Raw genomic sequence first — 24,528 nt, 5'->3', positions numbered from 1 at the left:
TGGCTCGTAATTTTAAGTCAATGCTCTATCTGGCGTGTACTATCGTTCATTGTAAAATGAATTGAAGACAGGCCCTAGCTTAAATAAAAAAGATATAGGTGAATTCAAATAATTTCGATGCAAGGAAATCATGCGCAGATAGTACAAGTAGTACATCAAGCGAAGTTGACGATGTAGCGGATTTATTTGGGTTTGGCTATCACTCACTACCAGTAGTTCTCTACGGCAATATTACCTTCACCGCGTCGATTCATCACCAGCCCTAGCGACTTTAATGCTTCTTTGGTGTCATCCACCATATCTGGGTTACCACATAGCATGACATGGGTAGTATCGATATCAAACGCAATACCCGCCTGCTTCTCTAGTGTGCCCTCTAGTAATAGCTTCGGTAGACGTTCTGACAATGCCCCGTCAACAGGCTCGCGAGTCACGATAGGTATGAAAATGAGCTTGGCTGGATTATCAACCAACGTGCCAAAGTCTTCTTGCAGGCTTTTAATCTTATCCACGTAAGCCAACTCTTGTGTCGAGCGTGCGCTATAAGCCAATACGATATGCTCGTAGTCTTCCCATGTCTTTAAATCTTGTAGCATCGATAAAAATGGTGCAAGACCAGTACCTGTCGCAAGCAACCACAAATCCTTCGGCAGTGGTTTTTGATAACGCGCTAAGGTCAAAAATCCAAATGGCATGGTATTGAGTAGCAACTCATCGCCCACTTGTAGATGTTGCAACTGTGAGGTAAATGCACCATCAGGAATCACGATAGAGAAAAACTCTATCACCTCATCAAAGGGCGAAGACACAATCGAATACGCGCGAAAGATGTCTTCATTCAATGCGGTATCAGAGGTATCATCATTGGCTTCGATTTCCTGATAGTATTTCAATTGACTGGGATTGACGCCCAAGCGGACAAACTGCCCTGCTGTAAACTTAAAGCTATCAGGACGACTCACTGTAAAGCTAAATAATGTGGGTGTCCAAGTGGTTTTACTGAGTACCGTCACCGTTTGAATATTGTCACTCATAATTGTTCATCACTTATACTTTATTGAACTGTGTTTTTATAAGCTACCTTTGATAGGCAAAAAATAAATAACTATCAAAAGATAGACACAAAAAAAGATGCGCCAAGCTTATCATAAAGCTGGCGCATCTTGGTTTTTTAACCGTAACAGCAAATAAGCAGCAAAGGCTTATCAAATGCTATGTGTGGGCGATACTACCAAATACGCGCCATGCTTGCCCACTCAATCATACTGTTTGGCAAGATACCAAAGAACAGAATAATCGCAGTTACAGCAATGACCATGATACCACCGGTGCGCAAACCCCATTGACCAGATACATCAAACTCAATGAACTGCTTAGGACGTTTGAACAGCGTAAGTAACACACGTAGATAGTAGAATAGACCGATCGCACTACCCAAGATAATCATCGCAGCCAAGAACCAGTTGGTGCCTTGTACCGCTGCCAATATCGCAAACAGCTTAGTAATAAAGCCTGCCGTCAACGGAATACCAGCCAGTGATAACATCATGATCGTCATCACACCGGTCAATACTGGACGACGCCAGAACAGACCTTGATAATGGGTCAGCTCATCAGCTTCACCAGACGAACGATATGGGCTCGACATCAAGGTTACAACACCAAAAGCACCGATAGAGGTAAAGGCATAGACTGCCATATACATGCTAGAGATGCTATCAGCAGCCGCGCCAATACTAACGATAACGATCATCACATAACCCATATGGGCGATGGATGAGTAACCGAGTAGACGTTTGAGACTGGTTTGACGAACCGCTAATAAGTTACCTACCAAGATAGACAATGTCGCCATGACCATCAATAGCATTTGTACAGATGGCAATGCGAGTAGAGAGGTATCAATTAAGAATCGAACCGCCAATGCCATCATAGCAACTTTTGATACTGAGGCTAAGAAGGTAGCGATAGGCGCTGGTGCACCCTCGTATACATCTGGCGTCCACATATGAAATGGGGCAGCCGAGAGTTTAAAGGCGATACCAAACATCATCATCGCCGCGCCCAATATCAATAGTGGCGATTCAAAGAGGTTGCCCAGCACCATGCTGATTGGTTTAAATGCTAGTGAGCCTACCTCTGCGTAGATGAAGGCCATACCCATCAGCAACGTCGCAGATGCAGTCGCCGACAGCACCAAATACTTCAGTCCCGACTCAAGCGATTGGTTGCGCTTGTAAGTATAAGCGAGCAAACCATATAGCGGTACTGACAGCATCTCTAGGCTCATAAAGAACGATGCCATATGCTGCGCGCTGACCATTAGTAGTGCACCAATGGTTGATAGCAGCATGAGCAAATACAGCTCTTCTTTATTGTCTTTGAGGTTGGCCAGATACGCATAAGACAACGTACAACACGCCAAGGCACAGATAAAAATCACTACCATATTAAACTGAGCAAAGTTATCAATAACAAATAACTGCTCGGCATTTGGCGCGATAGCCCCACTATCAATGACCCCAACCATTTGCCCAATTAGAGTAAATAGGCCGATATTTAAGCCTGCTACCGTAATCGTCCCAGTCACCATGTGCGAGCGTTTAAGGGTAATCGCAATCATGACCGTCAGCACTGTAATCACTACAGCGATGATCGGCGCGTAAGGCAACAATCCTATCAAATCATTCATCGTAATATCATTCATGACTTAACGTGCCTCCATTGCATCAAGCAGGTGCGACGCATCTACCTGTGTCACTTGACTGTATATATATGCGTTATTGATCCACTGCATCGCATGACTTGAGGTATCAAGGAACGGCTGTGGATACAGTCCGAGCCATACTAGACCGGCGGCCAACATCAGTAGTAATGACAGCTCGCGCTTGCCTAGATCTTTTAATTTGCGTGCAGGTAAGCCATGTGACTTAGTCTCTCGCTCTGCCAATGCGGCGATATTGTTTTCACCAAAGAGTGCGCGGTGAATCAAAATGAGCGAGTAAAGGCCTGCGAGTACCAAACTGAATGTCGCAAATACCACAAACACTGGATACTGAGCAAATGAGCCAAATAAAATCATGAACTCGCCAATGAAGTTACCCGTACCTGGAATACCCAGCAATGCCGCGCAGAAGAACATCAATATCGGTGCGTAATAGCGGAACTGTCCCCACATACCACCCATCAAGGTCAAATCGCGTGTGTGCAGACGCTCATATAGCTGTCCTGCCATAATGAATAGTGCGGCTGAACTCAAACCATGAGCAAGCATCTGAATCATCAGACCTTGTAAGCTGAGTAATGTACCAGCATAGATTGCTAGTACCACAAAGCCCATGTGCGAGATACTGGTATAGGCCAGCAAACGCTTCATATCGGTCTGCATAAAGGCAAGCCATGCACCGTAGAAGATACCAATCGTACCTAGAGTGATCGCTATCGGTGCAAACTCTTGTGACGCTGCTGGAAATAATGGCAACACAAAACGAATCAGACCATAGGCAGCAGTCTTGATAAGCACCCCTGCCAAATCCACCGAACCTGCCGTTGGTGCCTGCGCATGCGCATCTGGCAACCAGCCATGGAAAGGAATGATTGGCAACTTAACCGCAAAGCCAATAAAAAAGCACAGCATGATGGGATATTCCCAGCCGCCAAGTGACGTACCGAGCAAATCATTATAATTAAAGCTAACCACGCCTTTTTGGGCATAGCTGATAATGACCAATACCAAGATACCAATGAGCATGATAAGCCCAGACGCTTGGGTATAAATAAAGAACTTGGTGGCCGCATACTCTTTGGTTTTGCCAACCACATCATGACCCCAGATAGCGATCAAGAAGTAAATAGGAACCAGCATCATCTCCCAAAAGAAGAAGAATAAAAACAGATCAATCGATAAGAAAACACCGATGACGCCGCCCAAACTCCATAGCAAGTTTAAGTGGAAGAAACCAACACGGCGCTGAATCTCATTCCACGAACAGGCCACAGCTGCCACACCAAGTAAACCAGTTAATGCCACCATCATCAGTGACAAACCATCTAGTGCCAAATGAAAGCTAATACCAAAGCTCGGTATCCATGGCACGCTGAATTCAGCAACCCAAGGCACATTTGCGCTTGGGGCAATCACTTGCTTACTCATTCCGCTAAAGTCACCGTAATGCCATAATACTAGTGACAATACAAAGGTCAGCGTCATGCCGATTAAGGCAATCCAGCGCGGTAGACGTTTATTAAACCGTTCGACCACCCAGCATAGCAATCCTGCAATAAAGGGAATTGCGATTAATGCTGGTAGCATCCACGTTTGTTGTAACTCAATCATCTTTTATACCACCGTCATCATTACCAGCACCAGCAATACAGCCATACCCAAGCCAAAGCTTGTGGCATAACCTCGAAGAGACCCTGTTTGCGTCGCAGACAATACTTTATTACCTACTGAAGCTAGCTTAGGTAATAACAGCCACGTTTTATCGATAGGGTCGGCTTTAAGTAAGCGGCCGATGAACAAAAAGGGTTTTACGAAAATCACATTGTATAGCGCATCAAAACCTAGGCCATGATAGCACCAGTGATATAACGCCCCACCAATACGTGAGCGCTTAAAGCTAGTAAGCATTCTGCCTTTATTGACGACATACAACAGTACTGCCAGTACCAAGCCTGCGCCCATTGCACCCATCGCGATATACTCTGCTGTATGCTTAGCATGCGCTTGACCCGCGACTTCTAGTAGATGTCCGACGCTCTCTGGTAATACACCATCTAATGGCGGCGTAATCCACGCACCAACAGCGGTAGATAGTACTAACAACACAGTCAAAGGCAACCAGTACGACACCCCTGATAGCTTATGAGCATGGGTTTTTTCTTCACCAAAGAATATGATCCAAATCATACGGAACGTATAAATTGCGGTTAAGAAAGCCCCGAACACACCCATATAGAATAGTACTAAATGACCTGTAGCATAAGTTTCCCAAAGAATCGCTTCTTTAGAATAGAAACCAACGGTAACCCAAGGTATGGCAGCAAGTGCACCGCCACCGACGATATAGCACCAAAATACCAATGGTATCTTTTTACGCAGACCGCCCATCTTAAAGATGTCTTGCTCATGGTGTACCGAAAGGATGACCGCACCTGATGATAAGAACAGCAATGCTTTAAAGAAAGCATGCGTCATCAGATGGAAGATAGCCCCTTGCCATGCGCCAACACCAAGTGCTAGGAACATATAGCCGATCTGACTCATGGTCGAATAAGCAAGAATACGTTTGATATCTGTTTGCGCAAGCGCACAGAAACCTGCAACGATAAGCGTCAATGCACCCACGCCGCCGACCCAATACAATAAGATACCAGGCGTCAGCTCAAACAATGGATGTAAGCGAGCGATCAAATAAACGCCTGCCGTGACCATCGTTGCGGCGTGAATCAATGCCGATACTGGTGTTGGACCTGCCATCGCATCAGCAAGCCACGTATGTAGTGGTAGCTGCGCTGATTTACCCATCGCGCCACCAACGAGCATCATCGTGGTCAGCATCATCGTTGGATTGTTAATATCGAATACTTCTGGTGCGCGCGTAATAATCTCTTGGATATTAAGCGTACCGAATTCGCGGAATAATAAAAACAAACCAAAGGCTAAGAACACATCACCCACGCGAGTAACCGTAAAGGCTTTCATCGCCGCGCGTCCATTGGCTCTGTCATGGTAATAATAACCAATCAACAGGTATGAGCAGATGCCCACGCCTTCCCAACCAAGATATAGCAGAAATAAGTCATCTGCTAGTACCAGCAATAACATACTGGCCACGAACAAATTCATATAGCTAAAGAAACGGGCAAAGCCAGTGTCACATTTCATATACCAAGAGGCAAACAGATGAATCAAAAAGCCAATCCCAGTGATGACACCCGTCATGGTCAATGCAAGACCATCAAAGCTCAGGCCAAAATGCGGGGCAAAGTCGCCCACTTGGAACCATGTCCACAGCGGAACCTCTACAATCGTTCCTGCTGGATTGGTGGTCAAAAAGGTATAGCTCACGAATAGCGTACATAATGCTGATAGCAGCATGCTACCAACACCCACAATCGCTGCCACCTGCTCTGTTAGCTTGTCGCGCATAAAGGCTAAAATCAAAAAGCCAACGAGCGGGAATATAAAGGTTAATGGTAATAAACTCATGACATCATCCTTTCATCTCATTGGCGCTATCGACATCTAGATGCCCACGCTGATGATAAAACCGCAATAATATTGCCAAACCAATGGCGGCCTCTGCTGCTGCTAACGTCAAAATAAAGATAAACATGATCTGCCCATCTGGATCGACCCAGCGACTACCTGCCACCACAAATGCTAGTGCTGCCGCGTTCATCATGATCTCAAGGCTCATTAGCATAAATAGGAAGTTACGACGTACCATGACGCCGCACAGTCCGATAGCAAATAAAATACCTGCCAAAATCAGTCCGTGGCTCATGGGTATCATACCAAGTACACCTTGCGCCTCAACAGCCGGCTGTACGAAGCCTGCCACCTCGTGGGCAAACGGCACGTTTGACACGTCTTGTGCCACGCTCGCTGCTAGTACCATTAGTCTGACTCCTTGCGCGTGACTTTGTTCGCACCGATATTCATACTGACATAATCAAGCGGGTCAACATCTTTGTATTCATACGGCTGAGCCATTTCTACACCATCATGCTGTGTATGAGTGCCATCATTGTCGTGCTGTTTGACACTACCCACACTTGGCTTAAATGCTTGACTGGCATGAGTCTCAACTTCATCATCTATAGACTCTTTACCTAGATGATAAGCAGCAACCAGAGCAGCTAGCAATAATAATGCCGCCACTTCTATGAGCATGACATATTTGGTAAATAGCACCGTACCGACTGTTTTGGCAGATATCGCTGTACCACCAATCATTACCGCTTCATCATGATTGAGGCCAATCATCGCGTATAGTACAACTGCGATAATAATCGTCAACCCTGTCGGGATAGCCCAAGTGCCCGCATCGAGCCAACGCTCTTCACGCTCATCATTGCTCATGCCCAAGTTCAGCATCATAATAACGAAGACAAATAGCACCATAATGGCACCGGCATAGACAACGATTTCTAGCGCACCAGCAAATGGCGCACCTAGTACAAAAAATATCCCTGCGATTGCCAGTAAAGACACAATCATCGATAAGATAGCATGCACTGGATTGGCCTGAGTCACCACGCGCAAACTGGCAAATACTGCCACTGCCGCAAGCGAATAAAACCCAGCCAGTTCAGGATGGTTTAAAATATTCATCATGGTAGCAAGCTCCTTAGATCAATCGGTGCAGACTCATTTTGTGCTGCGCCTTTTGGTTTGTCCGCTACCGCCATACCTGTCACACGATAATAATTATAATCAGGGTATTTACCTGGTCCTGAAATGAGCAAATGCTCTTTTTCATAGACCAAATCTTGGCGCTTATATTCACCCAGCTCAAAATCTGGGGTCATTTGAATGGCTGTCGTTGGACACGCTTCTTCACACAATCCGCAAAAAATACAGCGCGAAAAGTTAATTCTAAAAAACTCTGGATACCAGCGACCGTCTTCACGCTCAGCTTTCTGTAATGAGATACACCCTACCGGACAGGCCACCGCACACAAGTTACAGGCAACACAGCGCTCGTCTCCATCAGGGTCGCGCGTTAGGACAATACGTCCACGAAAACGCGGCGGTACAGGTACCGGCTCTTCAGGATAAAGGATGGTATCACGCGGTCTAAGCGCATGACTATTGACCATCCACATGCTGCGAACAATGGTAAATATACCAATGACGGTCTTTTTTATGGTAGTAAACATGGGATTATTATCCTTATCAGCTTTACCCTAGTTCATCAGTGATGGCTAGTGATGACTATAACGTTGGGGAAAATATCAAAATGACCGCAGCAGTAATCAACAGGTTAATCAAGGTTACGGGCAGACATACTTTCCAGCCAAAGTTCATCACCTGATCATAACGCGGACGCATGAGTGAGCCTCGAGCCAAAACAAACATGGTCATAAAGAACAGCGTTTTAATCATGAACCAAAAAGCTGGTGGAATAAATGGAATATCTAAATTAAAAGGTGCCAGCCAACCGCCAAAAAACAAGCAAGTCATCAATGCAGAAATCAAGACAACGTTGACATATTCTCCGATAAAGAACATACCGAACTTCATACCAGAATATTCGACATGATACCCTTCGGCCAGTTCTTGCTCTGCTTCTGGTTGATCAAATGGATGTCTATGCGTAACGGCAACACCAGCTACTACAAAAGTCAAAAAGCCAAAAAACTGCGGGATGATATACCAGCCGTCAACTTGCGATTCAACAATGGCACGTAAGTTAAATGAGCCTGTCAGTGCGACCACACCCATCAACGACAAACCCAAAAACACTTCATAACTGATGGTTTGTGCCGCTGAACGTAGGCCGCCCAATAACGAGAATTTGTTGGCAGATGCCCAACCACCGAACATCACTGCATAGACAGCAATACCTGCCATAGCAAAAAAGAACAGAATACCAATATCCCAGTCAGCCACACCAAGCGTTGGCGAGATGGGAATGATGGCAAATGAGGCCAATGCGGTAAACATCGCGACCGCAGGTGCCAATGTAAACATAAACTTATCGGTAAAGTTCGGTGTCCAATCTTCTTTAAAGAAGATTTTGAGCATATCAGCGACCAGCTGCAGTGACCCAAATGGACCCACACGATTTGGACCATAACGATCTTGCCATAAGGCCAACATACGGCGCTCATAGATAATCATCATCGCCGCAACCAATACCACGACTAAGAAGATAACCAGTGACTGCCCAACCAGAAATAAGATAGACCAAGCATCAAAGCTCAGACTCCCAGTCAAAAAGCTTGGCACATCAGGGATAATACGGGTAACTTGCATATTACACCTCCTGTGTGGTGATCGGCGCTGTGTTCATTTGCGCAGTATCATTATTGTTCATCATATCGTTAGCCAGACTGCCCATCATCGTGACTGGTGCATCGACTTTACGTACCGACGCTGGCATTGATGGGTGAATGATACTCACCTGCCCAACTGGGTAACCGATACAACCTTCCGCTAAGTAACCAACAATCTGTACTGGCAAAGTGATTTGTTGCTTATCAATCGCTATCGCCAAGTAATCACCAGCAGCAATATTCCAGTCCTTAGCATCATCCATACCGATACGCCATGCGGCAACAGGTAATTGCTCAGCGACGATTGGACTACGAGATGCCATCATTGAGCTGGCGTAGATATTATAGATAGGTACTAGTTTCGCTTGGCCTTGCTGCATATCAGTCGTCGTCGCAAACATCGCCTCTGGCGCAACATACTGACGAATAGCTAAACGTTCTAAGTGATCAAATAAGCGTACGCCTGGATCACCATTTTTGAGATGACCACCGACCTTGTCTTGGTATTTGTTCCACGCTTGCGGTGAGTTCCAACCTGCCGCGTTGGCAAAAGGAATCATCGAGCTTGGCGTTTCTTTACCACTATAGCCTTCCATTGAGAACGTTAGACCGGTATCTAAATCTTTTGGTTGCATCGGCTCATGGACGGATATCGGGGCACGCATAGCGGTACGACCTGAATAACGACGCGGTTGACGAGCAATTTTCAGACCAGTCATACGGTAAGCAGCATCAGGTGCAGCGCCTTTAATCCCAGCAAGCTTAGGATGCGTGGCAATCAAAGCATTGATAACATCATCTAGCTGCGTCCAATCGACATCACGACCTTCGATGCTGCTATGCACAGCATGCAACCAGCGCCAGCCTTCTTTGATACTACTCATCGGATGGTAATATTCATTGTCATAGACTTGGAAGAAACGCTGCGCACGGCCTTCAGCAGATATCAATGTGCCGTCTGCTTCTGCAAAACTAGCCGCTGGCAATACGATATCGACATCTTTATGCCAATCAAGTAGCTGATGATCCAATGCAATGACCGTCTTATCAGATAATAGCTGAGTCAATTTATTGGCATCGATGGCATCAGTCAGCTGATTTTCAGCGACGATAACCACATCGAAATCAGTTGCTAACAACTCTTCTACTGATTGTCCGCCAAGCATGCAAACACCCATGCTATTAGCATCGGTAACCGTTAAGTAGATACCTGCTTGTGCCTGATATTTGTTGTTTACTTCTTTTAATTCGAGCGGTTCGGCAGGGGCGCGTTCTACGTCATCTTGCGCTTCTGTATCAACACCTGTTTCAGGTTTGTTTGGCTTGGCAGATAAGTCTTGATCTTCTTCAGGTTGATCATTAGCAGACTGCGATTGAGCTTCCACTTTGGCGTTATGCGTTTCAACTTGCTGCTGTTCAGTCGCTTTGATAGCCGAGCGTTTTTGCGTCAATGCTTGAGTAATCTGCGCCGCTGCTTCTATCAATGCGGTAGACGATAAACTGCTACCCGAGATAACCAGTGGCTTGTCTGCTTGAATCAAGTCATAAGCGATTTGCTGAGCCAACGCTTGCATACCGTCAGTCTCAGTACTGGCATCAACATCTTGTTCAGCCGCTTGTGGATCTGCTATTTCTGCTAAATCATCAGCGAAGTTAGCAATCTCATCAGCGACTTTAAAGCCAAGCTTAGTGATATCTTCAGGTGTCGCCACCACACTCACTTTACTGATGTCTTCTAGCTTAGTTTGCGTTACATCGATGACATAGACTGGGCTTAACGCATCTTGGGCAATACGCTTAACCGGTTCAGCAAGCCACGGCTGCGTTTGCAACGCCGCTGCCATTTTCAGGCCTTCATTTTTTGCAGCTTGACGTACTGACAGCGCGACACGTGATGAAGTTTGCGTGATATCTTCACCCAATACCAATACCGCATCATGGCTTTCAATATCTGTCATACTTGGGTTATAAATGCCATCGGTACTCAATACTTCGATGCATTTATTAACCAGCGCTTGCTGCTGATGGTTCAAACCTGTTGAAAACTTATCAAAGCCAACGAGATTTTTTAGCGCAAAGTTGGTCTCTAGACTGGCACGTGGTGAGCCAATACCGATGACTTTTTTATCTTTGATACGTTTGATGGTTTCATCGAGTGCGTAATCGATATTGATTTTGACATGCTTATCATTGATACGTTCAAGCGCTTGCGTTGGACGATCTTCACGATTGACATAGCCATAACCGAAGCGACCACGGTCACACAAGAAATAGCGGTTTACTTCGCCGTTATAGCGGTTTTCGATACGGCGTAATTCACCATAGCGCTCACCTGGTGAGATATTACAGCCAGCCGAGCAGCCATGACAGATGCTTGGCGCATACTGCATGTCCCATTTACGGTTATAACGTTCAGAATGTGTTTTGTCAGTAAATACACCGGTTGGGCAGACTTCGGTTAAGTTGCCTGAGAATTCGCTTTCAAACTGACCATCTTTATCGCGGCCAAAATAGACGCGGTTGTTTGAGCCATAAACACCCAAATCTTCGCCGCCTGCGTAGTCTTTATAAAAACGGACACAGCGATAGCAAGCGATACAGCGGTTCATCTCATGGGCGATGAATGGGCCAAGCTCTTGGTTATGATGCGTGCGTTTGGTAAAGCGATAACGACGACGGCTATGACCTGACATATAGGTCATGTCTTGCAAATGGCAATGCCCACCCTCTTCACAGGTTGGACAGTCATGTGGATGGTTGGTCATTAGTAACTCAACCATCGACTTGCGAAATGCTTTGGCTTCATCATCAGTGACCGAGATGTACATGTCATCGCCAGGGGCGACCATACATGACATCACGAGACGACCGCGACCTGCTTCCATATCTTCTTTGTTTTGAAATTGCTTGACCGCGCACTGACGGCACGAGCCTACTGACCCGAGGGCTGGATGATAACAAAAATACGGCACATCAATGCCGAGTGATAAACAGGCTTGTAACAAGTTATCCGCGCTATCTACTTCGACAGTGGTTCCATCAATATGTATGACTGCCATGCCGCTCTCCTTATTTCACTACTGGCTGTTGATTGGCTGCAGCATCAATGATATCTACACCAACCGCCTGAGTGATTTTTTTATCAAACTCTGGACGGAAATATTTAATTGCACTCATTAATGGCTCCATCGCACCTGGGGCATGCGCACAGAATGTTTTACCAATCCATAAGTCACGCGTGAGGCCTTCTAGTTTTTCTACATCGCCTACTTGCCCTTCGCCATCGTTGATAGCGGTAAGCAGCTTGACGCCCCACGGTAGACCATCACGGCATGGTGTACACCAACCGCATGATTCACGTTGAAAGAAAATTTCGAGATTGCGAACGAGTGGCACCATATCTTGTGCTTCATCCACCACCATAATCAGCCCAGTACCCATACGGCTACCTGCTTTTTGAATGGTATCAAAATCCACCACCACATCTAAATGCTCAGTGGTTAGAAAGTCAGTAGAAGCACCGCCGGGTAGCCAAGCTTTGAGGGTTTTGCCATCGATCATACCACCCGCTAAATCTTCAATGATTTCGCGTGCCGTATAACCAAACGGTAACTCCCACAGACCTGGGTCATTGACTAAGCCTGAACAACCAAACAGTTTGGTGCCTGGAGTCTGGCTCTTGCCTTTGATAGTAGATAACGACTGATACCATTCAACGCCATGGTTTAAGATGGCTGGCATATTGCATAAAGTCTCAACATTGTTGACAACCGTTGGACGACCCCATGCACCAGAGATTTGCGGGAAAGGCGGTTTGGTACGTGGGTTAGCACGGCGACCTTCCAAGCAATTAATCAGTGCGGTTTCTTCACCACATATATAGCGTCCAGCGCCAGTATGTACATGCAAATTAAAGCTAAAATCTGAGCCTAAAATATTCTTGCCCATTAGATTGTTGGCCAAGCATTCTTCGATAGCAGCGACCAAACGCTGGGCGGCTAAAATGTACTCACCGCGGATAAAAATATAACCGTCAGTTGCACCAATCGCATGAGCGGTAATCAACATACCTTCAATCAGCTGAAACGGTAGGCGTTCCATCAATAGACGGTCTTTAAAGGTACCCGGCTCCATCTCATCAGCATTACAAATGAGATAACGCGGTAAACCATCTGGCGGTGACATAAATGTCCACTTCAAACCAGCATTAAAACCTGCACCGCCGCGGCCTCTGACGTTGGCAGCTTTGATCATATTGCCGACTTCTTTAGGCGATTGACTCAAAGCCTGCTTTAAACCAGTGAAACCTTTTAGAGATTCGTAGGTGGCCAAATCAAGCACTGCATCATGATGCGCTAGACGCCACGTTAACGGCTTGGTTTCGCTAGTCGCGGTGGCTTTATCACCGTAAATTGGAATGCGTTGCTCGTTAAGCTGGCTTGGTGCTTTTCCTTGGCTACGTTGAGCAATTTGCTCTGAAAGCGTTAATCTCATGCGTATAGCTCCAATAATTGCGTTACCTCTTCAGGCTGGACAGGACCATACGTGTCTTCGTCAATCAACACAGCAGGACCCTTGTCACAGTTACCCAAGCAGCAAATTGGCAATAGCGTAAAACGACCATCAGCAGTAGTCTGGCCGTACTCAATACCCAGCTGCGATCTAATTTCAGCCGATAACGCCTCATAACCTGTCAAAAAACAAGCTACTGAATCACAAATAAGGATGACATGGCGACCAACAGGCTGACGATAAATACGGTTGAAGAACGTCGCAACGCCGTCCATATCTGACATCGGAATGTCTAGAATATTGGCAATGGCATTCACTTGTGCATCATCGACCCAACCGTTACGTTTCTGCACAATTTTTAGCGCGTCTAACGAAGCAGCACGGGCTTGCGGGTAATGGTGCATAAACTCATGAATAGCCGCAATTTCCTCGCTAGTGAGGATGCTTGCCACATCTACTTTTGGCATTTTGTCGGAAACAATTTTCATAGTCTTCTATCTGTCCTCACTCATCACGCTTTATCAGCTAATAGCGACAGTCTTACGAGTGTCGCTACATGGCAAGATATCAGCATTTTGGTGTGCCATTTGGCAATGATATATTGATAAACGTATTTCTTTAATAACGATAATTTTCTGATCAAAGCATCAACGATCAAAGTATTAGCGATCACAATCGGCCATCACAATATCAATCGATGCCAAATACATAATGGCATCAGAGACGAGCGAACCATTAATCACCGATGGCATCTGCTGCAAATGCGCAAATGTCGGCGTACGGATACGGGTACGATAGCTCATCGTTGCCTTATCTGAGGTGATGTAATAGCTGTTCAAACCTTTGGTCGCTTCTACAATCGTCGTACACTCACCCGCTGGCATCACAGGACCCCAAGATACTGAGATAAAGTGATTAATCAATGTCTCAATATCGTTCAAGGTACGGTCTTTCGGCGGTGGTACTGCTAGTGGATGATCTGCTTTATAAGGGCCTTGTGGCATGTTATCCATGCACTGGCGAATAATACGTAAAGACTGACGCATCTCTTCGACTTTTACCATACAGCGATCATAAGCATCACCGTTGTAACCGACTGGCACTTCAAAGTCGTAATTCTCATAGCCCATGTATGGACGTGCTTTACGCAGATCAAAGTCAACGCCTGTCGCTCGCAGACCTGCACCCGTAACGCCCCAAGCCAATGCTTGCTTGGCATTATACTGAGCAACCCCTTGAGTACGGCCTTTGAGCACACTGTTTTGCAATGCCGCTTTGACATACTCATCCAAACGTTTTGGCATCCAATCTAGGAACTCACGAACAAGTCGCTGCCATCCACGTGGTAGATCAGCAGCAGTACCGCCGATACGGAACCAAGCAGGATGCATACGATAGCCAGTCACGGCTTCGATGACGTCATAAGCTTTTTGGCGATCGGTAAACATATAGAATACAGGGGTCATACCGCCCGCATCCTGAATGAAAGTACCGACGAATAGTAAGTTATTGGTAATACGGAAAAACTCGCTCATCATCACGCGGATGGTCTCAGCGCGTGGTGGAATGGTAATCCCAGCAAGCTTTTCGACCGACATGATGTACGGCAGCTCATTCATCACACCGCCAAGATAATCAATACGGTCGGTATAAGGAATAAATGAGTGCCAAGTTTGACGCTCAGCCATCTTTTCTGCACCGCGATGGTGATAGCCGATATCAGGTATACAATCGACGACTTCTTCGCCATCAAGCTGTAGCACCAAACGGAACGCACCGTGAGCAGAGGGATGGTTAGGACCGATGTTCAAGAACATAAAGTCTTCATCGCGACCTGAACGCTTCATGCCCCATTCTTCTGGGACAAAACGCAGGTTCTCTTGCTCGTATTGTTGCTTGGCGGTATTCAAGAAATACGGGGTAAATTCAGTCGCACGTGCATGATACTCTTTACGCAGTGGATGACCTTCCCAGTATTTTGGCAATAAGATACGGGTCAAATGCGGATGACCTGTAAAGACAATACCGAACATATCCCATACTTCACGCTCATACCAGTTGGCATTTGGCCAAATCTGCGTAGCGCTCGGTACATTGACGTCGTCTTCGCTCAGCGCGACCTTGATACGTACGTCACTATTACGCTCAAGTGACATTAGGTGATAAAACACCGTAAAGTCACTGTCAGGCAAACCCGCGCGATGTTGGCGTAAACGCTCATCTATCGCTGACAAGTCAAATAGCATGACGTATGGCTGGGGCAATTTACGCAGGAATAAGAGAACATCGAGCAAATCCGCACGCGCGACCCACACTGTTGGAATCTCATCCACAGTATGCTGCACGACGAACTTACCGGCATACTTCTGCTCCAGCTCTATGATAACGGCTGGGACAGGTTTAATATTAGGATCTGTATTTTCGACTACCGTGACCATGAATGATGTATTCCTTCATTAATCATAACTGAGCTATGTTATTCATAACCGAACTATGTCAACCATAAACGAACTATGATGAGCGCATAAAATATTGAGGTTGTTGCTATCGCCATAAACCTAAACGTATGAAGCTAAATACTGTCTGGGCTACGCAAGTTTTTAACCGCGATGCGATCTGCTTGCTTACGATCACGCTCAGGCGTCATTTGTGGCTGATAGATACCTTGTTCATTGACATGAATACCCAGCGGACGACGCTCTTTGGTGATAGATTCTTGCAATAACATCAAACCTTGAATCAAGGCTTCTGGACGTGGCGGGCAACCTGGCACATAGACATCGACTGGAATGATTTTATCTACGCCTTGTACCACAGAGTAGATATCATACATACCACCAGAGTTGGCACAGGCACCCATTGAGATGACCCATTTCGGCTCAAGCATTTGCTCATATAGACGCTGAATAACAGGCGCCATTTTGACAAAACAAGTACCGGCAACGATCATGACATCTGCTTGACGAGGCGAGGCACGAATAACCTCTGCCCCAAATCGTGATAAATCATGAACGGCTGTTAAGGTAGTGGCATATTCGACGTAGCAGCAAGACGTACCAAAGTTAAATGGCCATAGTGAGTGCTTGCGCCCCCAGTTTGCTGTCGAATGGACGAGGTCTTCGAGACGACCCATAAAGACGTTTTTATTAACTTCGTCTTCGATAGGGTCATTGACCGTTTGACTGGTCTGTGCAGGATAGGTATCTGCATCAGGGTTGGCTTTTGTTAATGTGTATTTCATAACATACAACCTTCATATTAGGCTTGGCGTGGCAATCATCTTGCTCGCGCTGTCGCCATAACTTTTATGATAAATAAGTGGCTAGTCATCAGCGATCATTGATACAAATAGACTGACGTCTTTATATCTTACTACTGGTCTTTGAAACTCTATGAGCTGAGCATCAATTGGTATTAACGCTCAGTTTTGTCTTGCTTAGCAGACGTCGCAAAATCCACAGACGTCACATTACCTGTGGTATTGATATGATCGATGTTTTGTAGATGACGGCGATTGGTCTCGATATTGTTTGAGACATTGATTTGACCAGATGACTGTGCTGGTACTTTACCCGTAGGGTCAACCATGAGCTCGTGAGCACCATCGAATTTGGTGATATCTGCTAAGTTAAAACCAGCAGGCGCCGCATATAAACGTGCTTTTTTGCGTAGCTTGTCAGCAGGTGCCCAGTTCATCGCACCCAAACTCAGCTCATAAATCAAACCGATAATCAGAATAACGATAAAGGTGCCAGCAGCGGCAAAACCAAGCCAGCCAGCCTCACGCACAGAGACGGCATAGGCGTATAGATATAGCGCCTCTAAATCGAAGATGACGAAGAAAATCGCGACCAAATAAAATTTGGCAGACAAACGAATACGGGCGTTGCCAGATCCGACAACACCCGCTTCAAATATCTCTTCTTTTTGTGAGCCTTGAGAGCGACCGCCAAGTAAGCGCGGTACGACCAGCATAAAGACAACTAGCCCAATGGCGGCTAAAATAAAAGCAATGGCTGACCAATTAAAAGCAGACATGATAATACGTGCTCCTCACCCAATCGAGTGTCAAGCGCAGCGCAAGCACTGACCTACTAAGGACGTGTTGCAACTGGCATAACGCAGACGAAAACACAAAGCAACTATTCCCCAGTCACTGTGTTTAAGTAACTGTCATTGAGTCACATGTTAGGTATTTTGCTGGTAACAACCAATTATCAAGTGTATTGACGACGATGTCAGACGTGACCAACTGTAGAGATTCCGGTATGCGCGCGGATAAAGGCTGGTCGCCCAACGCATCTTCTAACAACGTAAGATCAACGTATTAAATCAATATCATATCTGACTGCTTACTTAATTGATTTAATAGCTCATTACACGTGGCCAATAGAGACAAGACAACTGGCATAAATTATTTACGTACTATACGCATATCAGTGCCTAAAAGCTAGTTTTTAACTGTATTGAACGGTCACTTTCTGTGCAAAAAAGAGGTGTTTTTTTTACTATGAATTATGATATAGACCTTACCTTATATTAACCCCAAATCCATGCTTTTGGCTACGAGCAAACACTGCCACGACGTTTAGCAAAAACCAAGTGCCCAAATATCCCTTTTTCAGTGCCCAAGTCCTCCCCTAAAGTGACCATTTTTGCTTTATAATGACCCACCAGATTTTTATGATATCTCATCATTAAACCTTACTATTTTTATAATAAAGATTATTAACATATCGCGACGATACAAGTTTTGATAATGTGCGCCTTTTGATAGTGCGCGCCGCATTCATCTACTTGTGTTATATCAGCGCCACCCTTTTTTTGCTTTTGTCTTACAGGTCACGTTATGAGTCAACTTAATCCCAAACAAACCGAGGCCATGCTCTACGTATCAGGTCCCCTACTGGTGCTCGCAGGTGCAGGCTCCGGTAAGACATCCGTAATTACCCGAAAGATTGCTTACCTGATTGAAGAGTGTGATATGCCAGCTGAGCGTATCACTGCCGTGACCTTTACCAATAAAGCGGCACGTGAGATGAAAGCGCGGGTTAGCAAACTGCTACCCAGTGAAAAAATGCGCGGACTGACGGTATCGACCTTTCACCAATTTGGGCTACATTTTTTGCGCTATGAGCTGATTCATACGCCTCTCAAGGGAAACTTCTCCATCATGGACAGCGATGACAGTAAGCGTCTACTGATGGAGCTGATGATGCGTGACAACTTAAGCGGCGCGGAAAGCCGTGAGCTGGTTGGCAAAGCAATCAAGATGATTTCCGACTGGAAAAACGATTTGATTGAGCCTGACAAGGCGATGGAAACGTTAGACGATCCAGAAGACATGATTTTTGCCACATTATATGCGCTTTATGAGCGTAACTTGCGCGCGTATAATGCCGTCGATTTTGATGACTTGATTGTATTGCCCACTAAAATATTGCGCGAAAACAGAGAGCTGCGTGACAAATGGCAAAACCGTATTCGTTATCTGCTCGTCGATGAGTACCAAGACACCAATACCGCCCAGTACGAAATGATTAAAAACTTGGTCGGGCCGCAAGGACGATTCACGGTGGTAGGCGATGACGATCAGTCTATCTATGCGTGGCGCGGTGCCAAACCTGAAAACATGGCGCTGCTCAAAGAAGATTTTCCTAAGCTGAAAATCGTCATGCTTGAGCAAAACTACCGCTCAACCACTCGTATTTTGACCTCAGCTAATGCCGTCATCACCAATAACGAGCATTTATTTGAAAAGAAACTGTGGTCAGATAAAGGCCAAGGCGAAAAAATCCGCATTATCAACTGCCGCAATGATGATGACGAGTCCGAGCGCGTTGCCAAAGAAATCATCACGCACAAGCTGCGCTTTGGCAATGAGTGGGAACAGTATGCCGTGCTATATCGCAGTAACTTTCAGGCGCGGATGTTAGAAGCACAACTGCGTCAGTTGCAAATTCCTTATAAGCTGTCTGGCGGTCAGTCGTTTTTTGCGCGTAGTGAAATCAAAGACATCATGGGCTATCTGCGTCTGATTTTAAACCCTGAAGATGACAGCGCGTTTTTGCGTATTATCAATACACCCAAGCGCGGTATGGGGCCAGCAACGCTCGAAAAGCTTGGGTTATTTGCACAAGAGCACAGCATATCGCTGCTGGCCTCTTGCACCCATGCTGGCCTGACTCATGTATTACCGTCAAAGGCTTATGGTACGATAAAAGAGTTTGGCGAGTTCATTGAGCACTATACGCGTGAGCTGGATCAACATCCTGATCCTGTGCCAATCGTACGCCAAATGATTGATGAGACAGGGTATATTGATTTTGTGCGTAGCGATGCCAAAACGCCGCAACAAGAAAAGAACCGTATTGATAATATCGATATGCTGTATACCAGTATTCAATCGCTCATTAATCGCGCTGAAGAAGACGAAGATCGCACGATTGATACCATCATTCGTAAGCTGGTATTGCTAGATATGCTCGAGCAACAGCAAGAAGAAGAGAATACCAATAAAGTCAATCTGATGACCTTGCATGCGGCAAAAGGCTTGGAGTTTGATTTTGTTTATATTATGGGGCTTGAGGAAGAGATGCTACCGCATCGTAACTCTATCATGAGCGAGACAGTCGAAGAAGAGCGACGCCTGATGTACGTGGGCATCACCCGTGCGCGTCGTGAGCTGACATTGACCCTCGCAACCCAGCGCCGTGCAGGTGGTCAAATGCGTGTCACCTCAGAGTCAAGATTTTTGGATGAGTTACCTGAGGAACATATCGATTGGCCTGCTAAGGCCAAAAAGAAAAAAGCGACCAAAGATCCTGAAGCCGTCGCTGATGAGTATCTGGCCAATATTCGGGCGCTGCTAAGTAAGCGCTAACGATATAGCACTGATGGCTACAAAGAAGTATCCGCTGAGCGGGCAACCACTCAGCCGATCAATCGTTGCTACGATTTATATTTTATAAGAAACTTGGAATTTTTATGTCTACCTCCACGCCCAATCAGGAACGACCATCTGTGCTACCAGGAGAGTATAATCCGGCTGAATATAATGCCGAGTATAAACTGCTGTACTTGCAGGGCTTGGTTGCTGATAAAGCCTATGAGGCCATTACTGAGTTTTTAGAAAAGCAGTCAGAATACGAGATTGCCAACCTATTAGAGTCTTTCCCGACTCAAAACCGCTTACTGATTTGGGAGCAAGTACCAGAGAATCTCAAGGGTGAGGTGCTGGCTGAGCTAGATGTCGATACCCGCCAGCCATTGATGGAGAATATCTCCTCTCAAGAGATTTCTTTATTTACCCAAGATCTCGATGCTCAAGATATCTCTGAGATTTTGGATACCGTGACTGAGAGCGTCCGTACCTCTGTCATGGCAACACTAGACGAAGAGACCCGCGTTCAGGTTAATAAGCTCGATACTTATGAAGATTGGGAAGTGGGCAGTTATATGGATCCCGATATCATCCAAATAAGGGATGACATCCATCTGGCTGAGGTACAAAACTGGCTGCGAGCAAATGATGATTTACTCGATGACGAGAGCCAAGAGCTGCTAGTCGTCGATCAAAGCCAGCAACTACTCGGTCTATTGAGTCTGGTAGATTTGATTAAACATAAGCAAAGTACTTTAGTGTCAGAGCTGATTGACACCGCCATCACGATCAATGATCGCTTAGACATCCAAGATGCGGCGGCGATTTTTCGTTCAGAAGATATTCGCTTTGCCCCTGTTATCAATAGCCATGGCGAGCTGGTCGGTCAGCTAAATGGCGAGGATATCATGGAAATTATCCAAGACGATGTCGACAGCACCATGAAAAACTTAGCTGGTGTCAGTCAAGATGAAGAACTGTTTGCGCCTATCTTAACCAGTGCCAAAAGCCGTAGTGTTTGGTTGGGTATCAATTTATGTACCGCGCTGTTGGCCGCAGCAGTGATTGGGCAGTTTGAAGAAGTACTAGCACAAGTCGTGGCACTAGCGATATTGATGCCAGTAGTCGCTAGTATGGGCGGTATTGCCGGTTCCCAAACACTGACAGTCGTCATCCGCGGAATGGCGATGGGTCAAATTGGTGGTTCTAACCGCGTCTGGCTTTTGAATAAAGAGCTGTGGGTAGGCGCAATCAACGGTATCATTTGGGCGATAATTATGGCGTTTATTGCTCAGTTATGGTTTCATGACATTAAGATCAGCGCCGTGATTGGCTTTGCCATTGCCATCAACATGACAGCAGCTAATGTCTCTGGTATCAGCATACCGCTGATGCTAAAGCGCATGAATATCGACCCTGCCCTATCTGCTTCGGTTATCTTAACGACCGTGACGGACATTGTCGGCTTTATGTCGTTTTTGGGCTTAGCCAGCGTATTAATACTATAATAAAATACTGAATTTTTGAATATTTTCGTTTATAAAACCATCAAACAAATCGTTAAGTGAGTGTGTTATGCAAGCTGTACAAGTGAAAGTTATCAACCCAAAAATTATCGAAGATAAAGCGTTTTCTTTACCGACTCGTGCCACCGATGGCAGTGCGGGTATCGACTTGCGCGCTTGCATTGATGAGCCTTTAACCATCAAGGCAGGTGAAACACACTTAATCGGTACAGGTCTCGCCGTTTATATCCAAGACCCTAATTATGCAGGTATGATTTTGCCGCGCTCAGGTCTCGGTCATAAGCACGGTATTGTCTTAGGGAACTTGGTTGGGCTGATTGATGCAGATTATCAAGGTGAGCTGATGGTCAGTATTTGGAATCGCAGTGGGGACGACTTTGTGCTTAATCCAAGTGATCGTATGGCACAGTATATCGTCGTACCTGTTGCCCGTCCTGAGTTTTCAGTGGTAACAGAATTCAGTGATGAAAGCGTACGCGGTACGGGCGGGTTTGGACATTCAGGTCGTCAGTAACAAGTAAGCCATATTGATTGACCGTTTTCATGGTTGTTAACTCTCACGATAATAACCATCACAATAATAGCTGTGATAATAGTAACCACGATAATAAGGAGTGTAAACGATGCCATCTTTTGCTACGCAGCAATCCTTATTTCGTGCTTATGATATTCGCGGCTATTATCAGCATTTTACAGACGAGTTTGTACAAGCATTGGGCCATGCTTTTGGTCGGCTTTATCACTCCCAAAGCAACGGAAAAGCGTCAGTTTTTAATACTTCCATTAATACCCATACAAATATAGGTAAAGAGAACCTGCAAAACGTCGTTACCGTCGTCATCGGTTATGATGCGCGCTGTGGTAGTGAGGCGATTGCACGGACACTGTCTGCCATATTGGTTGGGCATAATATCCGCGTTATACAGCTAGGGTTAGTTACCACACCGATGGTGGCATTTTGGGCAGCACGCTATCATGGTCATGGCATCACGGTCACTGCCAGCCACTCAGCCAAAGACACGCTGGGTATTAAGTGGTTGGTCAGTAATACATCACCGAGCAGCGCTGCAATACAGGCACTCTATCAACAATTGACTGTGAACCATGATTATCACTTTTATCAAAAAATCCAAGGTGAAAACCGAGTTTTTGATTCAGAAATGTTAGAGAATAATAACGACACTAAACCATCAAGTTATCTGCTTGATGAACTATCTACCGAGCAAGTCGAAAGTGTCTATATCGACGCTATCGAACGCGTCTTTAACCAGCTCTCTGAAGACCACTGCTCAACCACTATTTATCATCCAAAAAACGCTCGCAAGCTTGATCTGATCGTGGTTATTGACTGCCTGAACGGTGCGACTGGCAGTGTTGCTCAGCGTTTATTTGATCGTTTCTGCAAGCATGTCATCATGCTAAATAGCACGCCAGATGGATGTTTTCCTCTTGGCAGTCCTGACCCAACCGAACCGAATCGCCTAAAAGAGTTACAGCGAGCCGTCATAGCTCATCATGCAGATATCGGTCTCGCCTTCGATGGTGATGGTGACCGTTTGATGGTTGTTGATAATAATGGCAAAGTTGTCATGCCTGATCATCTGCTTTATCTATTGGCACGCATCGCTATCACTGAACGCCCTGAGTCTTTGACCGACTCATTTTTAGCGTCTGAGGTTCTTTTCGATATTAAATGTGCCCATCATTTGCCCAGACTCCTGTCCAATCTTGGTGCGATTCCTATCATTAGTAAGACGGGTAGCAGTTTTATGCGCCAACAGATACGGCATCCTGATAGTCAGATTGTCTTTGCTGGCGAGTTATCAGGGCATTTTATCTTCAATGACCACCGCTTTATTCCTTATGATGATGCGATGTATGCTGCACTACGATTATTGCATTGGTTTGCTTTGTCTGGTGATAACATTGGTAACATGGATAATCTTGACAGTAAGAAATCTCTGTCAGACATTATCCAAAGCTTGCCATCCATGGTCAGTACCGCTGACCATTATTTGCCAATGCCGCCATCCGCGACTACTGACTGCGCTATCATGGAGCAATTGACTAAGTTTTGCCGTTATTTGCAGCAATTAATACCCGTACCGGCGCATCACGATTCGCTTGATAGTGCCAGTCACTCATCAACCGTCATTCAACTGCCAACCATGCAGTGCCCATCGTCAGTCTGCACTTGCGCCTCCGTAAAATCTAGCACCACGCTGGCGCAAGCCCGGCACCTACTACCTAAAGGAACGACTCTTAGCTGTATCGACGGGGTTCGCTTGGATTTTGCCCATGGTTTTGGCGTGCTGCGTCAATCAAACACCAGTAATAGCCTAACCGCTCGCTTCGCTGGCGATAGCATCGACGACCTAAAAGATATTCAAGCCATATTTGCCACTTTATGCCGTCCGTTTAACACAATACTGGCAGATCAGATTATTGCCATAGTTGATGAGTAGTTGACACGTATAGATAGTATGCTTGTAAAAAAATGAAGATATACCAAGCGCGATTAGCAACACTGTACCTATTTATCAATGTTTGACTACCGACCAAAAACAACCCATTTAAAACCGCCCTTTAGGAGTTTGT

The 24,528-nt window shown here is 45.7% G+C and carries 18 protein-coding genes; 4 read left to right on the top strand and 14 right to left on the bottom strand.

Annotated elements, in window-relative coordinates; translation table 11 throughout:
• Positions 1 to 206: 206 nt before the first annotated feature.
• The 14 genes from IP485_RS13055 to ndhC all read right to left on the bottom strand — a co-directional run bounded on the left by IP485_RS13055 (position 207) and on the right by ndhC (position 17,559).
• Positions 207 to 1,037, bottom strand: coding sequence for a ferredoxin--NADP reductase (locus IP485_RS13055; RefSeq protein WP_413787034.1), 831 nt, complete (start codon positions 1,035 to 1,037; stop codon positions 207 to 209).
• Positions 1,038 to 1,228: 191 nt separating this feature from the next.
• The gene (locus IP485_RS13050) at positions 1,229 to 2,707 is read right to left on the bottom strand and encodes an NADH-quinone oxidoreductase subunit N (RefSeq protein ID WP_198327630.1); all 1,479 of its coding nucleotides are present in this window, start codon (positions 2,705 to 2,707) and stop codon (positions 1,229 to 1,231) included.
• Positions 2,708 to 2,710: 3 nt separating this feature from the next.
• Positions 2,711 to 4,336 carry an NADH-quinone oxidoreductase subunit M gene (nuoM, locus tag IP485_RS13045; RefSeq protein ID WP_197175112.1) on the bottom strand — a complete coding sequence of 542 codons (1,626 nt, stop codon included), beginning with the start codon at positions 4,334 to 4,336 and terminating at the stop codon, positions 2,711 to 2,713.
• Positions 4,337 to 4,339: 3 nt separating this feature from the next.
• Complete coding sequence (gene nuoL, locus IP485_RS13040) at positions 4,340 to 6,214, bottom strand: NADH-quinone oxidoreductase subunit L (protein WP_198327628.1); 1,875 nt, start codon at positions 6,212 to 6,214, stop codon at positions 4,340 to 4,342.
• A 4-nt stretch (positions 6,215 to 6,218) separates the two neighbouring features.
• Positions 6,219 to 6,521, bottom strand: coding sequence for an NADH-quinone oxidoreductase subunit NuoK (gene nuoK, locus IP485_RS13035; RefSeq protein WP_198327640.1), 303 nt, complete (start codon positions 6,519 to 6,521; stop codon positions 6,219 to 6,221).
• A 104-nt stretch (positions 6,522 to 6,625) separates the two neighbouring features.
• On the bottom strand, positions 6,626 to 7,345 hold the full coding sequence (gene nuoJ / locus IP485_RS13030) for an NADH-quinone oxidoreductase subunit J (protein ID WP_198327626.1): 720 nt from the start codon (positions 7,343 to 7,345) through the stop codon (positions 6,626 to 6,628).
• The gene (gene nuoI / locus IP485_RS13025; protein WP_010198902.1) at positions 7,342 to 7,890 is read right to left on the bottom strand and encodes an NADH-quinone oxidoreductase subunit NuoI; all 549 of its coding nucleotides are present in this window, start codon (positions 7,888 to 7,890) and stop codon (positions 7,342 to 7,344) included. The genes nuoJ and nuoI overlap by 4 nt, the downstream gene beginning before the upstream one ends.
• Positions 7,891 to 7,945: 55 nt before the next feature.
• A complete protein-coding gene (gene nuoH, locus IP485_RS13020) occupies positions 7,946 to 8,989 on the bottom strand; it encodes an NADH-quinone oxidoreductase subunit NuoH (RefSeq protein ID WP_194362794.1) in 1,044 nt (347 codons plus the stop codon).
• 1 nt (position 8,990) lies between these two features.
• Complete coding sequence (nuoG, locus tag IP485_RS13015; protein ID WP_198327625.1) at positions 8,991 to 12,068, bottom strand: NADH-quinone oxidoreductase subunit NuoG; 3,078 nt, start codon at positions 12,066 to 12,068, stop codon at positions 8,991 to 8,993.
• A gap of 10 nt (positions 12,069 to 12,078) precedes the next feature.
• The gene (gene nuoF, locus IP485_RS13010; protein WP_227686548.1) at positions 12,079 to 13,503 is read right to left on the bottom strand and encodes an NADH-quinone oxidoreductase subunit NuoF; all 1,425 of its coding nucleotides are present in this window, start codon (positions 13,501 to 13,503) and stop codon (positions 12,079 to 12,081) included.
• Positions 13,500 to 14,009: an NADH-quinone oxidoreductase subunit NuoE gene (gene nuoE / locus IP485_RS13005; RefSeq protein ID WP_045444735.1), complete on the bottom strand. Its 510-nt coding sequence runs from the start codon at positions 14,007 to 14,009 to the stop codon at positions 13,500 to 13,502. Before nuoE ends, nuoF begins: the two co-directional genes overlap by 4 nt.
• A 174-nt stretch (positions 14,010 to 14,183) precedes the next feature.
• A complete protein-coding gene (gene nuoC / locus IP485_RS13000) occupies positions 14,184 to 15,959 on the bottom strand; it encodes an NADH-quinone oxidoreductase subunit C/D (protein ID WP_198327623.1) in 1,776 nt (591 codons plus the stop codon).
• A 134-nt stretch (positions 15,960 to 16,093) separates the two neighbouring features.
• The gene (locus IP485_RS12995; RefSeq protein WP_021813431.1) at positions 16,094 to 16,762 is read right to left on the bottom strand and encodes a NuoB/complex I 20 kDa subunit family protein; all 669 of its coding nucleotides are present in this window, start codon (positions 16,760 to 16,762) and stop codon (positions 16,094 to 16,096) included.
• A 173-nt stretch (positions 16,763 to 16,935) separates the two neighbouring features.
• Positions 16,936 to 17,559 (bottom strand): NADH-quinone oxidoreductase subunit A, encoded by a 624-nt coding sequence (ndhC, locus tag IP485_RS12990; protein WP_194362791.1) that lies wholly within the window; start codon positions 17,557 to 17,559, stop codon positions 16,936 to 16,938.
• Positions 17,560 to 18,370: 811 nt separating this feature from the next.
• Between ndhC and IP485_RS12985 the strand changes: the two genes are divergently transcribed.
• The 4 genes from IP485_RS12985 (at position 18,371) to IP485_RS12970 (ending at position 24,395) form a co-directional block, all read left to right on the top strand.
• The gene (locus tag IP485_RS12985; RefSeq protein WP_198327621.1) at positions 18,371 to 20,404 is read left to right on the top strand and encodes a UvrD-helicase domain-containing protein; all 2,034 of its coding nucleotides are present in this window, start codon (positions 18,371 to 18,373) and stop codon (positions 20,402 to 20,404) included.
• 104 nt (positions 20,405 to 20,508) lie between these two features.
• Positions 20,509 to 21,912, top strand: coding sequence for a magnesium transporter (gene mgtE, locus IP485_RS12980; protein ID WP_198327619.1), 1,404 nt, complete (start codon positions 20,509 to 20,511; stop codon positions 21,910 to 21,912).
• Between the two features lie 67 nt (positions 21,913 to 21,979).
• Positions 21,980 to 22,444, top strand: a complete 465-nt coding sequence (dut, locus tag IP485_RS12975) for a dUTP diphosphatase (protein ID WP_198327617.1) — start codon at positions 21,980 to 21,982, stop codon at positions 22,442 to 22,444.
• A gap of 109 nt (positions 22,445 to 22,553) precedes the next feature.
• On the top strand, positions 22,554 to 24,395 hold the full coding sequence (locus IP485_RS12970; protein WP_198327615.1) for a phosphomannomutase: 1,842 nt from the start codon (positions 22,554 to 22,556) through the stop codon (positions 24,393 to 24,395).
• Positions 24,396 to 24,528: the final 133 nt, after the last annotated feature.

It is taken from the genome of Psychrobacter sp. NG27 (assembly GCF_016106655.1).
Taxonomy (GTDB): domain Bacteria; phylum Pseudomonadota; class Gammaproteobacteria; order Pseudomonadales; family Moraxellaceae; genus Psychrobacter.
This window is presented reverse-complemented; position numbering and strand designations above follow the sequence as displayed.